Origin of the sequence: Neobacillus sp. 19 (assembly GCF_049463095.1) — a bacterium.
Classification (GTDB): domain Bacteria; phylum Bacillota; class Bacilli; order Bacillales; family Cytobacillaceae; genus Neobacillus.
Genome location: NZ_JBMPZU010000035.1, coordinates 159,329 through 176,461, shown reverse-complemented (window position 1 = coordinate 176,461; position 17,133 = coordinate 159,329). Strand labels below are relative to the sequence as shown.

At 37.1% G+C, this 17,133-nt stretch carries 21 protein-coding genes; 10 read left to right on the top strand and 11 right to left on the bottom strand.

Translation table 11 applies throughout. The features are described 5' to 3' along the window. Positions 1 to 226 precede the first annotated feature (226 nt). Together ACO1D1_RS12340 and ACO1D1_RS12335 are read right to left on the bottom strand one after the other, a co-directional pair. Positions 227 to 904: an LrgB family protein gene (locus ACO1D1_RS12340; RefSeq protein ID WP_149870606.1), complete on the bottom strand. Its 678-nt coding sequence runs from the start codon at positions 902 to 904 to the stop codon at positions 227 to 229. Further along, positions 888 to 1,283: a CidA/LrgA family protein gene (locus ACO1D1_RS12335; RefSeq protein WP_423336085.1), complete on the bottom strand. Its 396-nt coding sequence runs from the start codon at positions 1,281 to 1,283 to the stop codon at positions 888 to 890. Before ACO1D1_RS12335 ends, ACO1D1_RS12340 begins: the two co-directional genes overlap by 17 nt. A gap of 162 nt (positions 1,284 to 1,445) precedes the next feature. Here ACO1D1_RS12335 and ACO1D1_RS12330 point away from each other — a divergent pair, with 162 nt between their 5' ends. After that, the gene (locus ACO1D1_RS12330) at positions 1,446 to 2,048 is read left to right on the top strand and encodes an SCO family protein (RefSeq protein WP_149870608.1); all 603 of its coding nucleotides are present in this window, start codon (positions 1,446 to 1,448) and stop codon (positions 2,046 to 2,048) included. Positions 2,049 to 2,104: 56 nt separating this feature from the next. Here the strand turns inward: ACO1D1_RS12330 and ACO1D1_RS12325 are convergent, their stop codons facing one another. Further along, positions 2,105 to 2,239, bottom strand: a complete 135-nt coding sequence (locus tag ACO1D1_RS12325; protein WP_263315201.1) for a hypothetical protein — start codon at positions 2,237 to 2,239, stop codon at positions 2,105 to 2,107. Between the two features lie 185 nt (positions 2,240 to 2,424). Between ACO1D1_RS12325 and ACO1D1_RS12320 the strand changes: the two genes are divergently transcribed. Continuing rightward, a complete protein-coding gene (locus ACO1D1_RS12320) occupies positions 2,425 to 4,044 on the top strand; it encodes an ABC-F family ATP-binding cassette domain-containing protein (RefSeq protein WP_149870609.1) in 1,620 nt (539 codons plus the stop codon). A 59-nt stretch (positions 4,045 to 4,103) separates the two neighbouring features. On the opposite strand, the gene ACO1D1_RS12315 is transcribed toward ACO1D1_RS12320, so the two are convergent. Continuing rightward, positions 4,104 to 4,244 (bottom strand): YuzL family protein, encoded by a 141-nt coding sequence (locus ACO1D1_RS12315; protein WP_149870610.1) that lies wholly within the window; start codon positions 4,242 to 4,244, stop codon positions 4,104 to 4,106. A gap of 101 nt (positions 4,245 to 4,345) precedes the next feature. Between ACO1D1_RS12315 and ACO1D1_RS12310 the strand changes: the two genes are divergently transcribed. Beyond that, positions 4,346 to 4,588: a YkuS family protein gene (locus tag ACO1D1_RS12310; RefSeq protein ID WP_149870611.1), complete on the top strand. Its 243-nt coding sequence runs from the start codon at positions 4,346 to 4,348 to the stop codon at positions 4,586 to 4,588. 38 nt (positions 4,589 to 4,626) lie between these two features. On the opposite strand, the gene ACO1D1_RS12305 is transcribed toward ACO1D1_RS12310, so the two are convergent. Together ACO1D1_RS12305 and ACO1D1_RS12300 are read right to left on the bottom strand one after the other, a co-directional pair. Beyond that, complete coding sequence (locus ACO1D1_RS12305) at positions 4,627 to 5,034, bottom strand: hypothetical protein (protein ID WP_149870612.1); 408 nt, start codon at positions 5,032 to 5,034, stop codon at positions 4,627 to 4,629. 123 nt (positions 5,035 to 5,157) lie between these two features. Continuing rightward, on the bottom strand, positions 5,158 to 5,646 hold the full coding sequence (locus tag ACO1D1_RS12300; protein WP_149870613.1) for an Hsp20/alpha crystallin family protein: 489 nt from the start codon (positions 5,644 to 5,646) through the stop codon (positions 5,158 to 5,160). Positions 5,647 to 5,819: 173 nt separating this feature from the next. On the opposite strand from ACO1D1_RS12300, the gene ACO1D1_RS12295 reads away from it, so the two are divergent. After that, a complete protein-coding gene (locus ACO1D1_RS12295) occupies positions 5,820 to 6,074 on the top strand; it encodes a hypothetical protein (protein WP_149870614.1) in 255 nt (84 codons plus the stop codon). Between the two features lie 55 nt (positions 6,075 to 6,129). On the opposite strand, the gene ACO1D1_RS12290 is transcribed toward ACO1D1_RS12295, so the two are convergent. Together ACO1D1_RS12290 and mprF are read right to left on the bottom strand one after the other, a co-directional pair. Beyond that, positions 6,130 to 7,302, bottom strand: a complete 1,173-nt coding sequence (locus ACO1D1_RS12290; RefSeq protein WP_423336084.1) for a D-alanyl-D-alanine carboxypeptidase family protein — start codon at positions 7,300 to 7,302, stop codon at positions 6,130 to 6,132. A 114-nt stretch (positions 7,303 to 7,416) separates the two neighbouring features. Continuing rightward, positions 7,417 to 9,945, bottom strand: coding sequence for a bifunctional lysylphosphatidylglycerol flippase/synthetase MprF (gene mprF / locus ACO1D1_RS12285; RefSeq protein ID WP_423336083.1), 2,529 nt, complete (start codon positions 9,943 to 9,945; stop codon positions 7,417 to 7,419). Positions 9,946 to 10,209: 264 nt separating this feature from the next. On the opposite strand from mprF, the gene ACO1D1_RS12280 reads away from it, so the two are divergent. The 5 genes from ACO1D1_RS12280 to yidC all read left to right on the top strand — a co-directional run bounded on the left by ACO1D1_RS12280 (position 10,210) and on the right by yidC (position 15,311). Then, complete coding sequence (locus ACO1D1_RS12280) at positions 10,210 to 10,662, top strand: cupredoxin domain-containing protein (RefSeq protein WP_149870617.1); 453 nt, start codon at positions 10,210 to 10,212, stop codon at positions 10,660 to 10,662. A gap of 336 nt (positions 10,663 to 10,998) precedes the next feature. Then, the gene (pflB, locus tag ACO1D1_RS12275; protein WP_423336082.1) at positions 10,999 to 13,224 is read left to right on the top strand and encodes a formate C-acetyltransferase; all 2,226 of its coding nucleotides are present in this window, start codon (positions 10,999 to 11,001) and stop codon (positions 13,222 to 13,224) included. 67 nt (positions 13,225 to 13,291) lie between these two features. After that, positions 13,292 to 14,038, top strand: coding sequence for a pyruvate formate-lyase-activating protein (pflA, locus tag ACO1D1_RS12270; RefSeq protein ID WP_149870619.1), 747 nt, complete (start codon positions 13,292 to 13,294; stop codon positions 14,036 to 14,038). Positions 14,039 to 14,196: 158 nt separating this feature from the next. Then, complete coding sequence (locus ACO1D1_RS12265) at positions 14,197 to 14,487, top strand: hypothetical protein (RefSeq protein WP_149870620.1); 291 nt, start codon at positions 14,197 to 14,199, stop codon at positions 14,485 to 14,487. Between the two features lie 29 nt (positions 14,488 to 14,516). Continuing rightward, entirely contained in the window at positions 14,517 to 15,311 is a 795-nt protein-coding gene (gene yidC / locus ACO1D1_RS12260; RefSeq protein WP_149870621.1) for a membrane protein insertase YidC, read from the top strand. A gap of 42 nt (positions 15,312 to 15,353) precedes the next feature. Here yidC and ACO1D1_RS12255 read toward each other — a convergent pair whose 3' ends face one another. Both ACO1D1_RS12255 and crcB read right to left on the bottom strand, forming a co-directional pair. After that, complete coding sequence (locus ACO1D1_RS12255) at positions 15,354 to 15,716, bottom strand: fluoride efflux transporter FluC (RefSeq protein ID WP_149870622.1); 363 nt, start codon at positions 15,714 to 15,716, stop codon at positions 15,354 to 15,356. Positions 15,717 to 15,720: 4 nt separating this feature from the next. Continuing rightward, on the bottom strand, positions 15,721 to 16,107 hold the full coding sequence (gene crcB, locus ACO1D1_RS12250) for a fluoride efflux transporter CrcB (RefSeq protein WP_423336081.1): 387 nt from the start codon (positions 16,105 to 16,107) through the stop codon (positions 15,721 to 15,723). A 143-nt stretch (positions 16,108 to 16,250) separates the two neighbouring features. Between crcB and ACO1D1_RS12245 the strand changes: the two genes are divergently transcribed. Further along, positions 16,251 to 16,844: a YhcN/YlaJ family sporulation lipoprotein gene (locus tag ACO1D1_RS12245; RefSeq protein ID WP_149870624.1), complete on the top strand. Its 594-nt coding sequence runs from the start codon at positions 16,251 to 16,253 to the stop codon at positions 16,842 to 16,844. A gap of 58 nt (positions 16,845 to 16,902) precedes the next feature. Here the strand turns inward: ACO1D1_RS12245 and ACO1D1_RS12240 are convergent, their stop codons facing one another. Further along, positions 16,903 to 17,106: a DUF6501 family protein gene (locus tag ACO1D1_RS12240; RefSeq protein WP_149872728.1), complete on the bottom strand. Its 204-nt coding sequence runs from the start codon at positions 17,104 to 17,106 to the stop codon at positions 16,903 to 16,905. Positions 17,107 to 17,133: the final 27 nt, after the last annotated feature.

The following is a 17,133-nucleotide window of genomic DNA, read 5'->3' as shown; positions in this document are numbered from 1 at the left end:
AGATGTATGCTTATGCCTAGCCTCATTGTTCTTAACTTCATTCCATGACTAAATAAGCCCTCCACCCTTTTTAAAAAGAACGGATGAGTACTGGAATGAACGATCCAATTAGTTGGATTAGTTAAGAACGACACCTAACATAAAAACATACTCCCCTTTTATAAAAGAATTTTTCTACTAAATAATACTGAAAATAGAAACATATGTCAATCAGTAATTAGCCCATTTACAGAATGTAGTCAATTATGAGCGGGATGATAAACGAGGTTAACACAGCCGCAATCCCCATTGCAGCACCTGCGACAGCACCTTGTATCTCCCCTTCCTTTACTGCCTCAGCAGTACCGATACCATGTGAAATCGTTCCCACGGCTAATCCTCTGGCAAATGGATGGTTGATTTTACACAAGTTCATCAGCTTAGCCCCAAACATTGCTCCAATCATCCCCGTAATAATCACATATGCGGCAATAAGCGGGATATTCCCATGAATGATTTCACCTATTTCCGTTGCTACCGGTACGGTTACAGATTTAACGGTTAGTGGAAGGATGAACAATTTCGACAGATTCAACCACCTGGCTAATAGAATAGCTGAAATAATGGTGGTCACACTTCCGAATGTCAATCCGATAAAGGCTGCACTGAAATATTTTTTAAATAAGTCTCGATTTTTATAGATAGGAACAGCTAGGGCAACCGTTGCAGGACCAAGTAAGTATGTCATAATCGATTTTGCAGGTACGTATTCATTAAAAGAAATATTAGATAAAACTAAAAGGCAAATAATGATAATCGTACTAAAGAAAACGGGACTTGTTAATGGAGTAGAATATTTCTTCGCTAAAAATCGAGTAAATAGATAGGCTGAAACGGTAAGAACAATACTATAGAGCGTGATCATGAGAGGTTACTTTTTCCTTTTCATTTTTCATAATAACAGCTTGGGTTATTTTCCCTGCAAAGAATAAGCCAACAAAGGCACTGACTGTAAGGATAAAAAGCAGTGATAAACCCTTTGCAAACATCGTTCTTCCTAATGTCATAAGACCAACAGATATAGGAATAAAAAAGAACCCAAGGTGTTTCAGCAACCAGCCTGCTGCCAATTCAATTTGCTCAAGTTTAATGACACCCAGCCAAAGCAAAGTGAACAAAAGAACAATGCCGATGACATTTCCGGGAACCGGCAAATGAAAAAAACGGGATATTCCATTGCCGATCTGATAGATTACGATAAGAATAAGCATTTGCAAAGTAAACTTCCAAGTTCTCTTTACCATATTACCCACCTAACTTCCTGCTTGAAAAATCTGAGTTTTCTAATATACGTAATAATATTACAGTATAAAGGATTACTGTTCCTGACGCATCCTCTTTTGTTCACAAAATATCCATATCTTTTTTCGGAAAACTTCTTTATCTTAATTGTAGGAGGGATCGTCATGAAAAAAGTCTATCTGATATGCAGTCTTGCTATTTTCATTGGGATAGCAGGAGGAATTTCTTTTTTCCTTATTCGAGATGCAAATGCGGCAATTCCAGGAGATGTCACTTTAATTAAGCAAAATGGGGATACCTATAATTTTGGCAAGGATAAAACCAAATTAAAGTTAATTGAATTTATTTATACCCATTGTCCTGATGTCTGTCCAACCACCACGAAAAAGATGGTTGAATTGAAAACTGATTTAGTTAAAAATGGGATTTACGGCAAGGACATTGAATTTGTCACAATCACAATCGATCCCTATCGCGACACCCCTGAAATTCTCCAAGGATATAGACAAGGATTTGGAATATCAAATGACAATGATTGGATATTCTTAACCGGAGAAAAGCAAAATAGTAAAAATGCGCAAAAGGAAATTAGAAAAGTTGCGGATACATTGCAGTTTCAATACAAAGACCCAGGTAATGGTCAATTTGTCCATTCAACCTTCACCTATTTAGTTGATGAAAACAACAAATTTGTTGCGAAGTTCCCAATGGGGAAGGATTTTAATAAACAAGAGGTTTATGATCAAATCATCGATGAGATGGAGTAATAAAAAAAGCGGTTAGTCCCTTGGATTAATCGCTTTTTAATGCCAATTTTTCTTATTTAATTCACGGAAGAAGGATATTTTTGAATTTGCTGTAATAATAAAAGGTAATTGGACTTTGGTTTGGTCAGACTTGCTTTTATACCAGCCTTTTTTAACTTATTAACGAGTTCAGTAAGCTGTTTTTTTGCCATACTTCTCACCCTCTTTAAAACTTCTTACACTAATTCTACAACAAAAATATGAATAAAGTGTGAATATGGAAAAATTTTTTTAGAAAATTTTTCTTTTCTATTTTTACCCTGCTTGAAAAAATTCGCTCTTCGCTTATATTAATGGTATAATTTAAAGCAATATGTTTTTTGGAGGATGTTTTTAGATGATTACTGTAAGTAATGTAAGTTTAAGATATGGTGACCGTAAATTATTTGAGGATGTGAATATTAAATTTACACCTGGTAATTGCTACGGGCTAATCGGCGCAAATGGCGCCGGAAAATCCACTTTTTTAAAAATTTTATCTGGTGAGATTGAAGCACAAACTGGAACGGTTCAACTTGGGCCAAATGAACGAATGGCTGTCTTAAAACAGAACCATTTTGAATATGAGGAATTTGATGTCTTAAAAACTGTTATTATGGGGCATTCAAGACTGTATGAAGTCATGCAGGAAAAGGATGCTATTTATATGAAAGAAAATTTCACTGATGAAGATGGCATGAAGGCTGCCGAACTTGAAGGTGAATTTGCTGAATTAAACGGTTGGGAAGCAGAACCAGAGGCAGCGATTCTATTAAAGGGACTGGGCATTGGCGAGGACCTGCATGATAAAAAAATGGCAGAATTAACCGGATCCGAAAAGGTAAAGGTATTGCTGGCGCAGGCATTGTTTGGCAGACCGGATGTATTACTGCTGGACGAACCGACAAACCACTTAGACATTAAAGCGATTCAATGGCTTGAAGATTTCTTAATTAATTTCGAAAACACTGTTATTGTTGTTTCCCACGACCGTCACTTCTTAAATAAAGTATGTACCCATATCGCTGATTTGGATTTCAGTAAAATTCAAATCTATGTCGGGAATTATGATTTTTGGTATGAATCAAGCCAATTAGCATCTAGAATGGCATCGGACGCAAACAAAAAGAAAGAGGAAAAAATTAAAGAACTACAAAGTTTTATTGCCCGCTTTAGCGCGAATGCCTCAAAATCCAAACAGGCAACCTCACGGAAAAAGCTTTTAGATAAAATCACCCTTGATGACATTAAGCCATCATCACGACGCTATCCGTTTGTGGGGTTCACACCTGAACGTGAAATCGGCAATGACTTGTTACGTGTGGAAGGTTTAACGAAAACAATTGATGGGGTAAAAGTTCTTGATAATATCAGCTTCTTTATGAATAAAGGCGACAAGATAGCATTAGTTGGTACAAACGAAGTCGCAAAAACAACGCTTTTTAAAATATTAATGGGTGAAATGGAAGCGGACAGCGGAACATTTAAATGGGGTATCACTACATCTCAAGCCTATTTTCCTAAGGATAACTCCGAGTATTTTGAAAACAGTGATTTAAGCCTCGTGGATTGGCTTCGTCAATTCTCTCCAAAGGATGATAGTGAAAGCTTCTTGCGCGGATTTTTGGGAAGAATGTTATTTTCCGGAGAAGAAGTGTTAAAGAAAGCGAGTGTTCTTTCCGGTGGAGAAAAGGTTCGCTGTATGCTCTCTAAAATGATGCTAAACGGCGCAAACGTTCTACTCCTTGATGAACCAACAAACCATTTAGACTTAGAATCCATCACAGCGCTTAATAACGGATTAATCAATTTCAAAGGTTCTATGCTTTTTGCTTCACATGACCATCAGTTCATTCAAACGATTGCCAATCGAATATTTGAATTTACGCCAAATGGCTTAGTGGATAAGCAAATGACTTATGATGAATACCTTGAAAATGATGAAATTCAGAAGCAAGTTGCGGAAATGTACCAATAAATTAGGTTGAGGATGTATTAGATAGGGGAGCCCTTACCTAGACATCCTCTTTTTTTGTTTTAGTATCGCTTTTGCTTTCGTCTTGAAGACGGTTCTTCTCTAGAACCCGTTTCTGTTGTTGTTGTTCCTTGACCCTCTACTTGTGGCGAGCTAAGCCCGATGGTGGATGGATCAGCTTTTCGTTTGCTTCGTTTTCCCATTTGACACACCTCCCCTATTATCTTTTGGACAATTATTGCTGGATATACAGAATATTTACCGTGAATTTCGGCAAGATAATTTACAGGAGGAGGTGTTTTGTATGGCAACAGTTGGAGTAGAACAATCTCTTACAAATATTCAACAAGCACTTAGGGAAAAAGGGTACGACGTGGTAGAACTAAAGCAGGAATCAGACGCACAAAATTGTGACTGTTGTGTTGTTACTGGTCTTGATTCAAACGTGATGGGTATGCAGGATACTTTTACAAAAGGCTCAGTAATCGATGCAAACGGGATGTCAGCAGATGAAGTATGCCAGCAGGTAGAGAGCAGGCTGCAATAGGTGTTTTGAAAGACTAAAGGATTCCAACTTTAGTCTTTTTATTTCTCTTTTTTCGAATAAATGTTAACCTTCGGACCGCTATCTGGTGATGGCTTTTTCACTTTTTCATTTTGCTTTTTCTCAACCATCTCTTCCCCATCTTTCTTCGGTATAAACTCACTTCCATAGGTGGCTCCAATATTTAATTTACCCTTTAATTCTTTAATTCCAAGCTGACCAAAATTATTATTTAATTCATATTTATCTAAAATGATTTTTTCGATATTAATTTTTTCAATGATGATGGGAGGATCCGATGTTTGCGTATCCTTTTCCTTTTGTTCCTTGTACTCTTGCAGCGCTTTTTTCAGCTCTTCCATATTCATTTCTAAGGAAAGTAATTTTTTTTGTAGTTCCTTTTCAACATCATGATTCCTGAAGATAAGGAATAAATTTTTAAGTGACATGCTCACAAACTCCCTTATTTTATACCTTACATCATTTATATGGAGAAAACAGCTTAACATGTCCAATCGTAAAAAAGAACGAACAAAGAATGTTCGATTCACAAATAAAAGCTGTTAACCGGATTAGTCGATAGGAATAATTTCTCCTTTCTCAACGGCTCGTTGGTAACTTACGAATAAAATCCCATTCCAAAATTTAGCACTTAATTGAGCGGGACTTATAGAATCCGGTAAAGTAATTTGACGCTGAAATTCACCATAAAATCTTTCAGAATAGGTTATTTTCAATTGTGGGTGGATTGGTAAGGCTTTGCCTTTAATGGTTAGAATATTGCCATTCAGTCCTAATTCTAGGTTTTCTTTCATCACCCCTGGGAGCTCTATCATCACAATAACTTCTTGATCACTCTCTAATAAATCAATTGCGGGAAAGGTTCGAGAATTATTTTCAGCCCGATTGGATTTTCCTTCAGGGCTCGTGAATGGCTGGGTAAATTGTTGGTCGTTCATAAATTGCTTGGCGAAATCCTGATCAAAAATATTGTTCCAGAAATCTCCCCCATGCATATTCTTTGCGATGTCCATCCATTGTTTTAATTTATCCATATCCATCGGTTCACCCCCCCCTTCATTTTCTCGTAAAATAACCACGTTCTACGTTAGCATATTAAACATCCCTACTTCCATCTTACTAATCTGCCTTGTAATTTAAACCAACTATTACTCCTGCTTCATAATTGAATAGGAATCGCATATATTTAATAGCAAGGATAAGGAGGGATCAGATGCCAGCACCGGCTCCATATATTAATATTAATATATTTATGATTAAAATTAATTCCTTTGAAAATGCTTCAGCCGTAAATATCGGTCAAAACCTATTGGCCGAATGGCATAATTCAGATAAAAAAAACCAGGGCTATGGTCAAAATTTTGGCGATAAAAGTGACTTTGTTGGTACACGAAGTTTTGTCGACGATAAAGATCAAATCGACTCTCCCTCCTCTTTCGATTCTCGTCCCATCACAATTGACAAGTAAATTTGGTATGAAAAAAAGCCATGGAATCGGTCTAACCTTTCCATGGCTTTTTCCCTTATGCATTTTTAGAAGCTTTTGTCCTTTTTCGACCGAAACCAATCACCGCAGCTGCAAATGCAATAATAGCCATTCCAACAAGTGCATTCACTTGGATTAGCTGTTGGTTATTTTCTTCTTTAGCCTTTTTGGTTTTAACAGGTGCAATCTTGGGCATCGGTAATTCCTTATATTTTAATTGGATTGTATGAATCACCTTTCCATTTTGGTCTTCAATTGAAAGAACGCCATCAGGATTTATCTTTTTTACACAGCCCTCTACATTCTCAGTAATAACAGTATCCTGTTCAGGATAAAATTCTTTGTCCTCGCTTTTATAAATTTCTCCTTGTTTAAGGACCGCGTGCTGATAGCCTTTAAAACCATAATCAAATAGCAAAGCGGTATCTTGATACTTATCATTTTTGAGATCAGATTTTAACACAACAGCTGTCAGCTTGATTTTTCCGTTATCGGCAGTTGTAGCTAAAGTTTGTTTCGTTTGGCTGGTATAGCCCGTTTTTCCTCCTGTGACTTCCGGGTAGGGAAGCTCCCCTTTTAGCATCCGGTGATGTGTAAGCAGAGTGGTCTCCCAGGACTGCCCCTTCCACCCAAGCACTTTTGTGCCGAAGATTTCAGCAAATACAGGGTTTTTAATAGCATAATTAGTTATTAGGGCTAAATCCATAGCAGTTGTATAATGATTCTCATCAAACAACCCACTCGGATTTGTAAAATGGGTATCATTAACCCCAATCTTTGTTTGTAAGTAGCTATTTAGATTTTCAGCAAATTTCTCAACCGACCCATCGAGATATTCAGCAATTGCGACTGCAGCATCATTACCTGAATTAATCAGCATACCCTGAATCAGCTGTTTTAATGGCATCTGTTCTCCTTCTACTAAATAAACACGTGTTCCGTCTTGCCGAACGGCATTTGCGCTTACCGTTGCCATACCATCTAAGTTGCCCTTTTCAATCGCATAAATAGCTGTCGCAATTTTTGTCACACTGGCAGGGTACATTTTTTCATTAGCATTTTTTTCATAGAGTACTGCTCCAGTGTCGGAATCTAATAAAACAGCACTCTCACTTTTCAGATCCAACTGTTCTATTCCCTGTGCAAAGATATTCATTTGATAAGTAAGGAAAAATAATACAATGATAATAACAGAAATAATTTTTTTCACACGTTTACACCCTTACCTTTTACATTTAATCCCTATTTGATTTTAACAGATTCTTCAAAAAAAGAAAGATGTCGTAAAAAAAAACCGGTAAGGATTATCCTAACCGATCACAAGCTATGTTCTTTTTTTCGAAATTAACAAAGTGATTTGTGCCATAATAAATGGCAAGGAAGTTTTTCTTCTATATGCCAGATATTTAGGCTCCCAAATATCCGTATACTTTTGCTTAAATTTCCTTAACCCCTGAAAATGGTAAATAAAATGGCCGTGGAGAAAGATTTGGGCGGCTATTTTTTCACTCAAAAAGGAAAATCTCGACAGCCCAACATTGGCAAGCGGTGCCATTCCCATATTAAAACGCAGGTACCCTTGTTCCTTTGCCCAGTCAATTAACGAAAGAAACAGAAAATCAATCGTACCTGCTGGTGCATCAGGCGTTACTCTCATCAAATCAACTGAAACGGTCTGATTGTTGTCGTATACATACATAATACTCATAAAACCTAGAATTCGTTTATGCTCATCTCTTACTATGGCAAGGGGAGCCATATTCAAATATGGTTCATCAAAGAAGCCAAGTGAAAAACCCTTTTCTTTTCTGCCCTGAAGCCACTCATTTGAAATACCCCTTAATTCATCGAGCAGAACTGGAGAAAATGGCGGCTTTACTAAATCAAAATAAAAGCGTTCACGATTAAATTTATTTTTTAAGGCCCTTAGCCCTTTCATTTTAGTTCCTGTAAGTGAAAAACTTTTTAAATCAACAAAGGCTTCCTCACCTAATTTAAAAAAGGCAAATCCATGTCCGTGTAGATATGGAAGCATTTCATCACTAACCTGATAAAAAACAGGCGTGAAACCATAGAGGTCAGCAATTTCTTGGAATTCCTCAATTGCGTTTGATAATTCCGCTTTTTCACCAATCGGGTCTCCCAAGATGACTAATTTATCCGCATACTTCTGGAACGAGATCAGAACATTTTTTTGGCTATTCCAAAAAATATATTTATCATGCAAAAATATTAAATGTGATAATACCTTTCCATTATACTTTGTTAAATGGTCCATTATTTCCTTTTCATGTCCAAGTGATTTCTCTAATTTCCATTTTTTCGACAAGCTGATTAAATAACCGGTAAACAAGATTAGCAATGCAATCACAAGACCAATAGCAGCACTCTTAAACAAGTCATAATAATCATCAATGACATAAGGTAAAAATTTTGCCGGAATGGTTAATTTTGCAATAGGTAAATTCAAATATCCGATCAAAATGTACATGGAAGTAATAATTAAAATAACGGTAACATCAAAAATTGTTTTCCCCCATGTAAGAACATAACTTTCGCGATAAAATTGTCCTTTTGACATTCGAAGTAAAAGTGCCACAATAATTAAAAATATCGCCTCTTCATAATCGATTCCTTTGAAAATAGAGAATAATGCAGCAAGAATCAACGCAAGCATCGTCAAATCATATGTTCTTTTCACACTATATTCAATCCCGCGTGATAATCCTAACAGTAAAAAGCCGGCAGCGACCGAAAGCTGATGTGATACATTAATAATAGGAAACGAAAGCAGTTCTTGGGCAATCTTTAACCTTGACATGATGCCTGGGACACTAGCAGATAAAAGCAGGATGAGCCCCGATAAAAAAACGAGCATGGTTAAAATGACATGGCTTAATCCTTGGACAATCGCTTTAGGAAGATAATTCCAGGATTGGTTCCATCGTTCCCAATAAAGCTTGACAAAAAAAACAAGGCTGATCAAAAAAGGGATGAAGTAATACCCAATTCGGTAAAATAAAAGAAGAACAAGGACTTTCTCTTCAGGTATTTGTAAATCCTGCATTCCCCAAATAAATACTAAATCAAATGAACCAAGCCCGCCGGGAATCATACTGATAATTCCGGCACAGGCAGCAACGATATAAACAGGAAAAAGATTCTCAAAAGAGATCGAGATTCCCAGTATCTTGCTTAATACGAATATAGCTGCAAAAACAGCAAACCATTCGATAACAGAAACTACAATCAGCTTGATACTTACGTTAGCACTAATTAATGATTGATTATCTTTTTTAGACTTAATCATATGGATCAATAAAAAAATGGGTAAATACAATCCCACAGCTAAAACAGCGAAATAAAGCCACTTTGTATCAACAAACAGCGGGAAATGCCGGTACCTTGTCGTTACAATCCAGGTTAGAAGAGAAATCCCGGTTAGATAATAAAGTGAAACAGATGCAATGACTCCTAAAAGCTTCCGCTTGTCCTGCTCCAGCTTATGAAAAAAGTAAGTTCTCAGCATGGCCCCAATTAAACCGCCAAAACCAATTAAATTAGAAAAAGAATTAGCAATAAAGGATTGTTCGAACAGTTCTCTCTTAGACACATTTAACTTTAAAACCTTCACTAAGATGACATCATAATACAGCATCGGTAAAACAGCTGCAAAGGTAATCGCCAAGATGAATAATAACCTCCAGAAATTTAGCTGAGCTATTTCATTCTTGAGTAATTGAACATTCAAATTACCGGTGAATTTTTTAATTTCGAGAATGGCAAAAATTAATAAAAACATTGGAAAAATAAATTTCAACGCTTTTAATATTGTTTCTTTTCTAATCCCCAACAAGATTACCACCTATTTTTTCATTCCTGATTTTACTATAAACTGTTCAACAGCAAAAACAAAGAAAAATATACCATAATAGATCATTGGTTAGTTTTTATTCTAGACAGATTTTATATAGTTCAACCGTTGTGAAACGAATACTCGAAGCTAGTGTAAATTTTTATAGGGGTAGATTAAGAAATAAAAGTTAATAAAATAGACAAGTTTACTACCATCCCATGCATAAGTATTAATTAGGACAAATTGTGGGAGGTTAGTCGGATGAAATTTTTAGTCTTTAAAAAGGAAACACTGCTTTTCGTTTTAGCAGTTGGTGTTGTACTTGCCAGCATTTCCTCGTGGTTTATGCTAAAAGCTGGAGATAGCACTGTCTTTAATCAACAATCAGAAACAGAAATTCGCGAAATTCATATGGTTACAGCGGAATTTAAGACGAAAACGAAAGATGGGAAAGAACTAGAAGCCTACCGTTGGGATCCCGGCACAATAATTCTTGAAAAAGGAGAAAAAGTTAAGCTGCTTATTAGTGGGATTAATGGGGATAAGCACCCTTTCTATATTGAAGGGACCAATATTAAAGGAACTGTAAAAAAAGGAGAAGAAACAGTTGTTTCACTTCAATTTGCCAAAGAGGGGACCTATCGTTTAATCTGTGAAGTTCATTCTGACAGATCTCATAACGGCCCAATGATTGCCTATATTGTTGTCGATTAAAAGCAGGATTCTTTCTCCTGCTTTTTTTAGTTCATAAAATCCTCTGTTCTACCCCATTTTCACTGTTCACACGTTGCTAACATTGATTTTTTCTTATATAACAGTTTATCAATACACCTACATTTTTATAGTACAGTTTGAAATTGAATTTACTCTACGTTCACATAGTTTTCATATTTACCCCCTAAAAACCCCATTATAACAACACTTCACAATATCTTAACAATTTCACCCTTTTTGTGTGACACTTTTCACATTTCGCCTGTTATACTTATATTAAGATTTAAATAGAAAATCTGTTATATATTTTCTTAAAAATTTAAGAGGTGAAAAATCATGGAACAATGGCAAGGATTTAGGAAGGGAACATGGACAAAAGAAGTAAACGTACGTGACTTTATTTTAAATAACTACAACCCTTACGAGGGCGATGACGCCTTTTTATCCGGTGCCACCAATGCAACCAACAAACTATGGGCACAAGTAATGGAGCTAACTAGGCAAGAACGTGAAAATGGCGGGGTCCTGGACATGGACACCGAAACTGTTTCTACTATCACTTCCCATGGACCTGGCTTTCTTGATGAAGAACTTGAGAAAGTTGTCGGTGTACAAACAGATAAACCTTTTAATCGTTCCATGCAGCCTTTCGGCGGGATTCGAATGGCGAAAGCAGCTTGTGAAGCATACGGTTACGAGTTAAACCCTGAAATTGAAAGAATTTTTACCGATTTCCGTAAAACACATAATCAAGGTGTATTCGATGCCTATACAGAAGAAATGCTGAAGGCTCGAAAGGCTGGAATTATTACCGGACTTCCAGATGCCTATGGACGTGGACGGATTATCGGTGATTATCGCCGGGTCGCTTTATATGGTGTTGATTTCCTAATGAAAGAAAAGCAAAAAGATTTCAAACATACGTCCAGCGTGATGTCCGAAGAAAACATTCGCTTACGAGAGGAACTTTCCGAACAATACCGTGCACTGAAAGAATTGAAAGAACTTGCCAATAGTTATGGTTTTGATATATCTGGCCCTGCAGAGTCTGCAAAAGAAGCATTCCAATGGTTATATTTGGGCTACTTGGCAGCCATTAAGGAGCAAAACGGGGCAGCAATGAGCCTTGGCCGCGTGTCAACTTTCCTTGATATTTATATTGAAAGAGATTTACAGAATGGCTTAATAACAGAAATAGAAGCTCAGGAACTTGTTGACCATTTTGTCATGAAGCTCCGTCTCGTAAAATTCGCCCGTACACCTGATTATAATGAATTGTTTAGCGGTGATCCAACCTGGGTAACAGAATCTATCGGGGGCATGGCGCTTGACGGCCGTTCATTGGTAACAAAGAACTCGTTCCGTTTCCTTCATACTCTAGATAATTTAGGACCAGCTCCAGAGCCAAACCTAACCGTGTTATGGTCTCCAATGCTGCCAGAAAACTTTAAGAAATATTGTGCCAAAATGTCAATCAAAACTAGTTCCATTCAATACGAAAATGATGATATTATGCGTCCTGAATATGGTGATGACTATGGAATTGCCTGCTGTGTATCAGCGATGGAAATCGGCAAGCAAATGCAATTCTTTGGTGCCCGGGCAAACCTTGCAAAAGCCTTATTGTACGCAATCAATGGCGGGGTCGATGAAAAATTAAAAATTCAAGTTGGTCCAGAATATCAGCCAATTACCGGAGAAGTATTAACATACGAAGAAGTTATGCAAAAATTTGACAACATGATGGAATGGCTTGCAGGACTTTATATTAACACCTTGAACATTATTCACTACATGCATGACAAATACAGCTACGAACGCATTGAAATGGCTTTACACGATACACAAATTCTACGTACAATGGCAACAGGTATTGCCGGCTTGAGTGTTGTCGCTGACTCACTAAGTGCGATTAAATATGGTGAGGTCAGAGTAATTCGTGATGAAAACGGGATTGCAATCGATTTTGAAGTTACCGGCGATTTTCCTAAATACGGAAATAATGATGACCGCGTGGACAGCATCGCTGTTGAAATTGTCCAAACTTTTATGAAAAAGCTGCGCAAGCATCACACATATCGAGATTCTGTCCATACTTTATCTATTCTTACGATTACCTCTAACGTGGTATATGGTAAAAAGACAGGAAATACACCTGATGGACGCCGTGCGGGGGAACCATTTGCACCTGGTGCTAACCCGATGCATGGCCGCGATACGAAAGGAACATTAGCTTCTCTATCCTCTGTTGCCAAACTTCCATATAAGGATGCTATGGACGGGATTTCCAATACATTTTCAATTGTTCCGAAAGCACTTGGCAAAGAAGAAGAAAGCCAAATTCGTAATTTAGTTTCTATCTTAGATGGCTATGCAATAAAAACAGGACATCATTTGAATGTAAACGTCTTTAATCGTGAGACACTGATTGATGCGATGGAACATCCAGAGTTGTATCCGCAATTAACAATTCGAGTATCAGGTTATGCGGTAAACTTTATTAAACTTTCAAAAGAACAACAACTAGACGTCATTAACCGTACCTTCCATGAATCACTATAACCTGAATTTCTGGGGGCTCCCCTCCTTTGAGGAGCTCCTGCCTTATTAATGAAAGGGGAATATCATCATGAACGGAAATATTCATTCTATTGAAACATTAGGAACAGTGGACGGCCCTGGGATTCGTTATGTTATTTTTACTCAAGGATGCCTTTTGCGCTGCCAATTTTGCCATAATGCAGATACATGGGAAATCGGCTCAGGCAAACAAATAACCGTTTCCGAAATCATGGATGATCTAATGAGCTACCTCCCTTTCATTCAGGCTTCAGGAGGCGGGATTACTGTTAGTGGCGGTGAGCCGTTATTGCAAATCCCTTTTCTGATAGAATTATTTAAGGAATGTAAACGCCAAGGAATCCATACGACAATTGATTCATCCGGGGGCTGTTTCTCACATTCCAAGCTATTTATTGAACAGTTAGAAGAGCTTTTGAAGTATACTGATTTAGTCCTATTGGATTTAAAACATATCAATAGAAAAAAACATATTCAGCTGACAGGCATGGCAAATGATCATATCCTTGAATTTGCTAAATTTTTATCAGATCGAAGAATTCCAATCTGGGTACGGCATGTGTTAGTCCCGACTGTCTCTGACGATCCCGAAGACCTGCAAAAGCTTGGTGAATTCATTGGCACGCTAGAAAATGTTGAGAAAATTGAAATTCTTCCCTATCATAAGCTTGGGGTATATAAATGGGAAGCACTTGGACACGAATATCCGCTAAAACATATTGAGCCGCCAACTGAAGAAAAGGTAGAATTTGCCTTGCAACTTCTTACAGCACATTGGAATAAAGTACAAAAATAACACTTAAAACACCAGTTCTGCAGGAATTGGTGTTTTTTCATCAACATCTAGCTGTTAGGAAGTCTTTCCATTCAAGTAATATCCCTTAGTTTAAATTGATTATTTTGCTATTCTACTATATACTCATATCATTGGCTAAACAGGTGAGGTGATAATTTTTGTTTCAATTGCTTATTGATATTTCAGATATAAATGCCTTAAATGCGCTTTATATTAGCATTTACTTCGGTATTACCTTAAAGCTTTTATGGGCATGGGGTGTGGAATATTCATTTATTGGCTCCATTTCTGATCCTGCAAACACAAAAATTATTCATCCGTTGGGTTTTTACCAAAAAAGAAATGGATTAACCGGAAACTTTATTCTGAAAAGAATTGTTAAATATATTCGTAGAAAAGAATGCTCACAGGATGATTCAGAAGATCATATTTCCTTCCTTTTTACCTAACAAATTCAGACAACAATTTAGGAGGAAATATGAAAACGAAACGATCTTCAATCCTACTGGCAGCTCTTTTAGTCTTGCCAACATTACTTTTATCAGCTTGCTCATCAAATGCACAAAACGGAAATAGTGGTGGATTCTTTCAAACTTATTTTGTCCATCCTTTTTCAACGATTATTCATGCAACCGCTGAACTCTTCAATGGAAACTACGGGTTAGCGATCATTATCGTTACCTTGATGATCAGACTTGTCCTCATGCCATTAATGTTAAAGCAATATAAAAATCAAATGGCCATGAAGGAAAAAATGGATGTTTTAAAACCTGAAATGGATGTCATTCAAAAGAAATTAAAAACAGAAACAGATCCTAAGAAAAAGCAAGAGCTTCAAGCAGAAATGATGGGACTATATCAAAAACATGGTGTCAATCCTTTGAATATGGGATGTTTGCCAATTTTGATTCAGATGCCTATTTTAACAGCATTTTATTATGCCATCCGCGGCTCAAAGGAAATTGCAACTCATAAATTTTTATGGTTTAATTTAGGGCATCCTGACATCATCATCACAATTATTGCCGGGCTTGTGTATTACTTCCAATTTAAGGTTTCACAATCCAATATGCCTGCAGCCCAGCAGCAGCAAATGAAAATTATGGGATTAATGTCACCGTTAATGATTGTGATGTTTTCCTTTAGTGCCCCTGCTGCATTGCCCCTTTATTGGGTCGTTGGCGGAATATTCCTAACCGTTCAAACTATGATCAGCCGTAAACTGTATCAATCGCAAAAACCAGCAGCAGCTGTCCCCGTGAAACAAAAGTAATCACGCCTATTAAAAAGAAGCATTCCATGATGAATGCTTCTTTTATTTAATCATTTTTCCGATCATAATGCCGCAAAAAGCCAGCACTATTCCGATTAGGTAACTATAAATGATATAGCTGTTAAATAGCTTATTTTTTTTGGCACTTTTTAGCTGCTCGGCTTCCAGCATCATCGTGGAAAAAGTCGTAAAAGCTCCCATAAATCCAATTCCAAATAAAGAATAAATTCCGCCTTTTATCTGCATCCCAATTAACAAACCTAATAGAAAGGATCCAATAAAATTGACTGTTAATGTTCCTACTGGGAAGCCTGTTTTATACCGTTTTTGAACTTGTTGACTGACTGCAAACCTGCTGATTGCCCCGATAAATCCCCCCGCTGAAACCAATAGGATGTCGCTCATGGAACTACCTCTCTTCCTTTATTCCAAATTCACTTATTTTCAATCCTGCCCTAACAAAAAAAAGCCCGCCAACCAAGCTGATGCATATGTAAAGGACTCCAAAGGCATATTCCCTTCCTTCAAATAAATGGACTGTTTCATAGCAAAAGGTGGAAAATGTCGTATAAGAACCAACAAGCCCCGTTGTTAGGGCTGTCAATATATAGGGAGGCAGCTTTTTCCGGTTCACCCATCTGCTTGTTATCCAGCCAAGAAAAAACGCCCCAGATAAGTTAATGAAAAGAGTGCCGGTTGGAAAATGACTCCCCCAAAAATGTTCTCCTAAAATTGATAAAAAATAGCGGAGCAAACTCCCTGCAATGCCACCCAATCCAACAAAAAAGTAAACCAATCAAAACACCTCGATAATGATTTCAAATCAAGTTCATTTTATCACATTTATTTTAGTATTAACCAAAATGTAGGCGGGATAGATTTTGGTTAATTAGACAAGCTAATTTATGTACAACTTAGATTAAAGGAGTGTAAAATGACATGAAAAAAAGTGTATTGGTAATTGGAACCCTTATCTTTAGTTTATATTTATCAGGTTGTGCACGGAACAATGTCAATGATGATGTAGCCTACCGCAATCGAAACGTAACAGACCCAACCAGAGTAAATTATAATACCCCAAATAACGGAGGACCTGCCATCACAGGTGTTGATACAAGCAATCGCGGACTTGACCGAAATCGAACCAATATTACAGATGTCCGCAATGACAATATGAATAATATTGGAAACAATCAATCAAAAATAAGAATTGCTGACAAAGCGGCCGGTAAAGTAACAGACCTGCCTGAGGTTGATCATGCAAACATTCTCGTAACCGATAATAACGCCTATGTTGCCGTAAAGCTTGACTCTAAATCGCGAAATGAATTGACCTCAGATATTGAGAATAAAATTTCGCGAGCAGTAAAATCAGTCGATTCTGATATCGATAATGTATATGTATCGGTAAACCCGGATTTTTATCAACGGATGAATAGCTATGCCGGTGATATTCGAAATGGCCGACCGTTTTCCGGTTTCATAGACGAGTTTTCTGATACGATCCGAAGAGTATTCCCCGACGCCCGGTAAATAGAAATAACAAAGGGTCAGATTCCTTTACAGGTTCTGACCCTTTGTCCTTGTTAAATTATAGATTTTGAAAATATTCCTTGTAAAACCCGCCAACTTTTCCGGTATTATCAATGATGTAATAAAACTCTTCCGTTTCGTTTTTTACATCATAAATGTTACCGACTGTTAAGGCATTATTCACAAGGTATTTTTTTGCATCAGTATGAATGCATTTTACTTTTTTTCCTGTTTCCCGATCTCGCCAAGTCAAATGAATCATTCTTGCCATCGTTCCTTTCGGTATTGT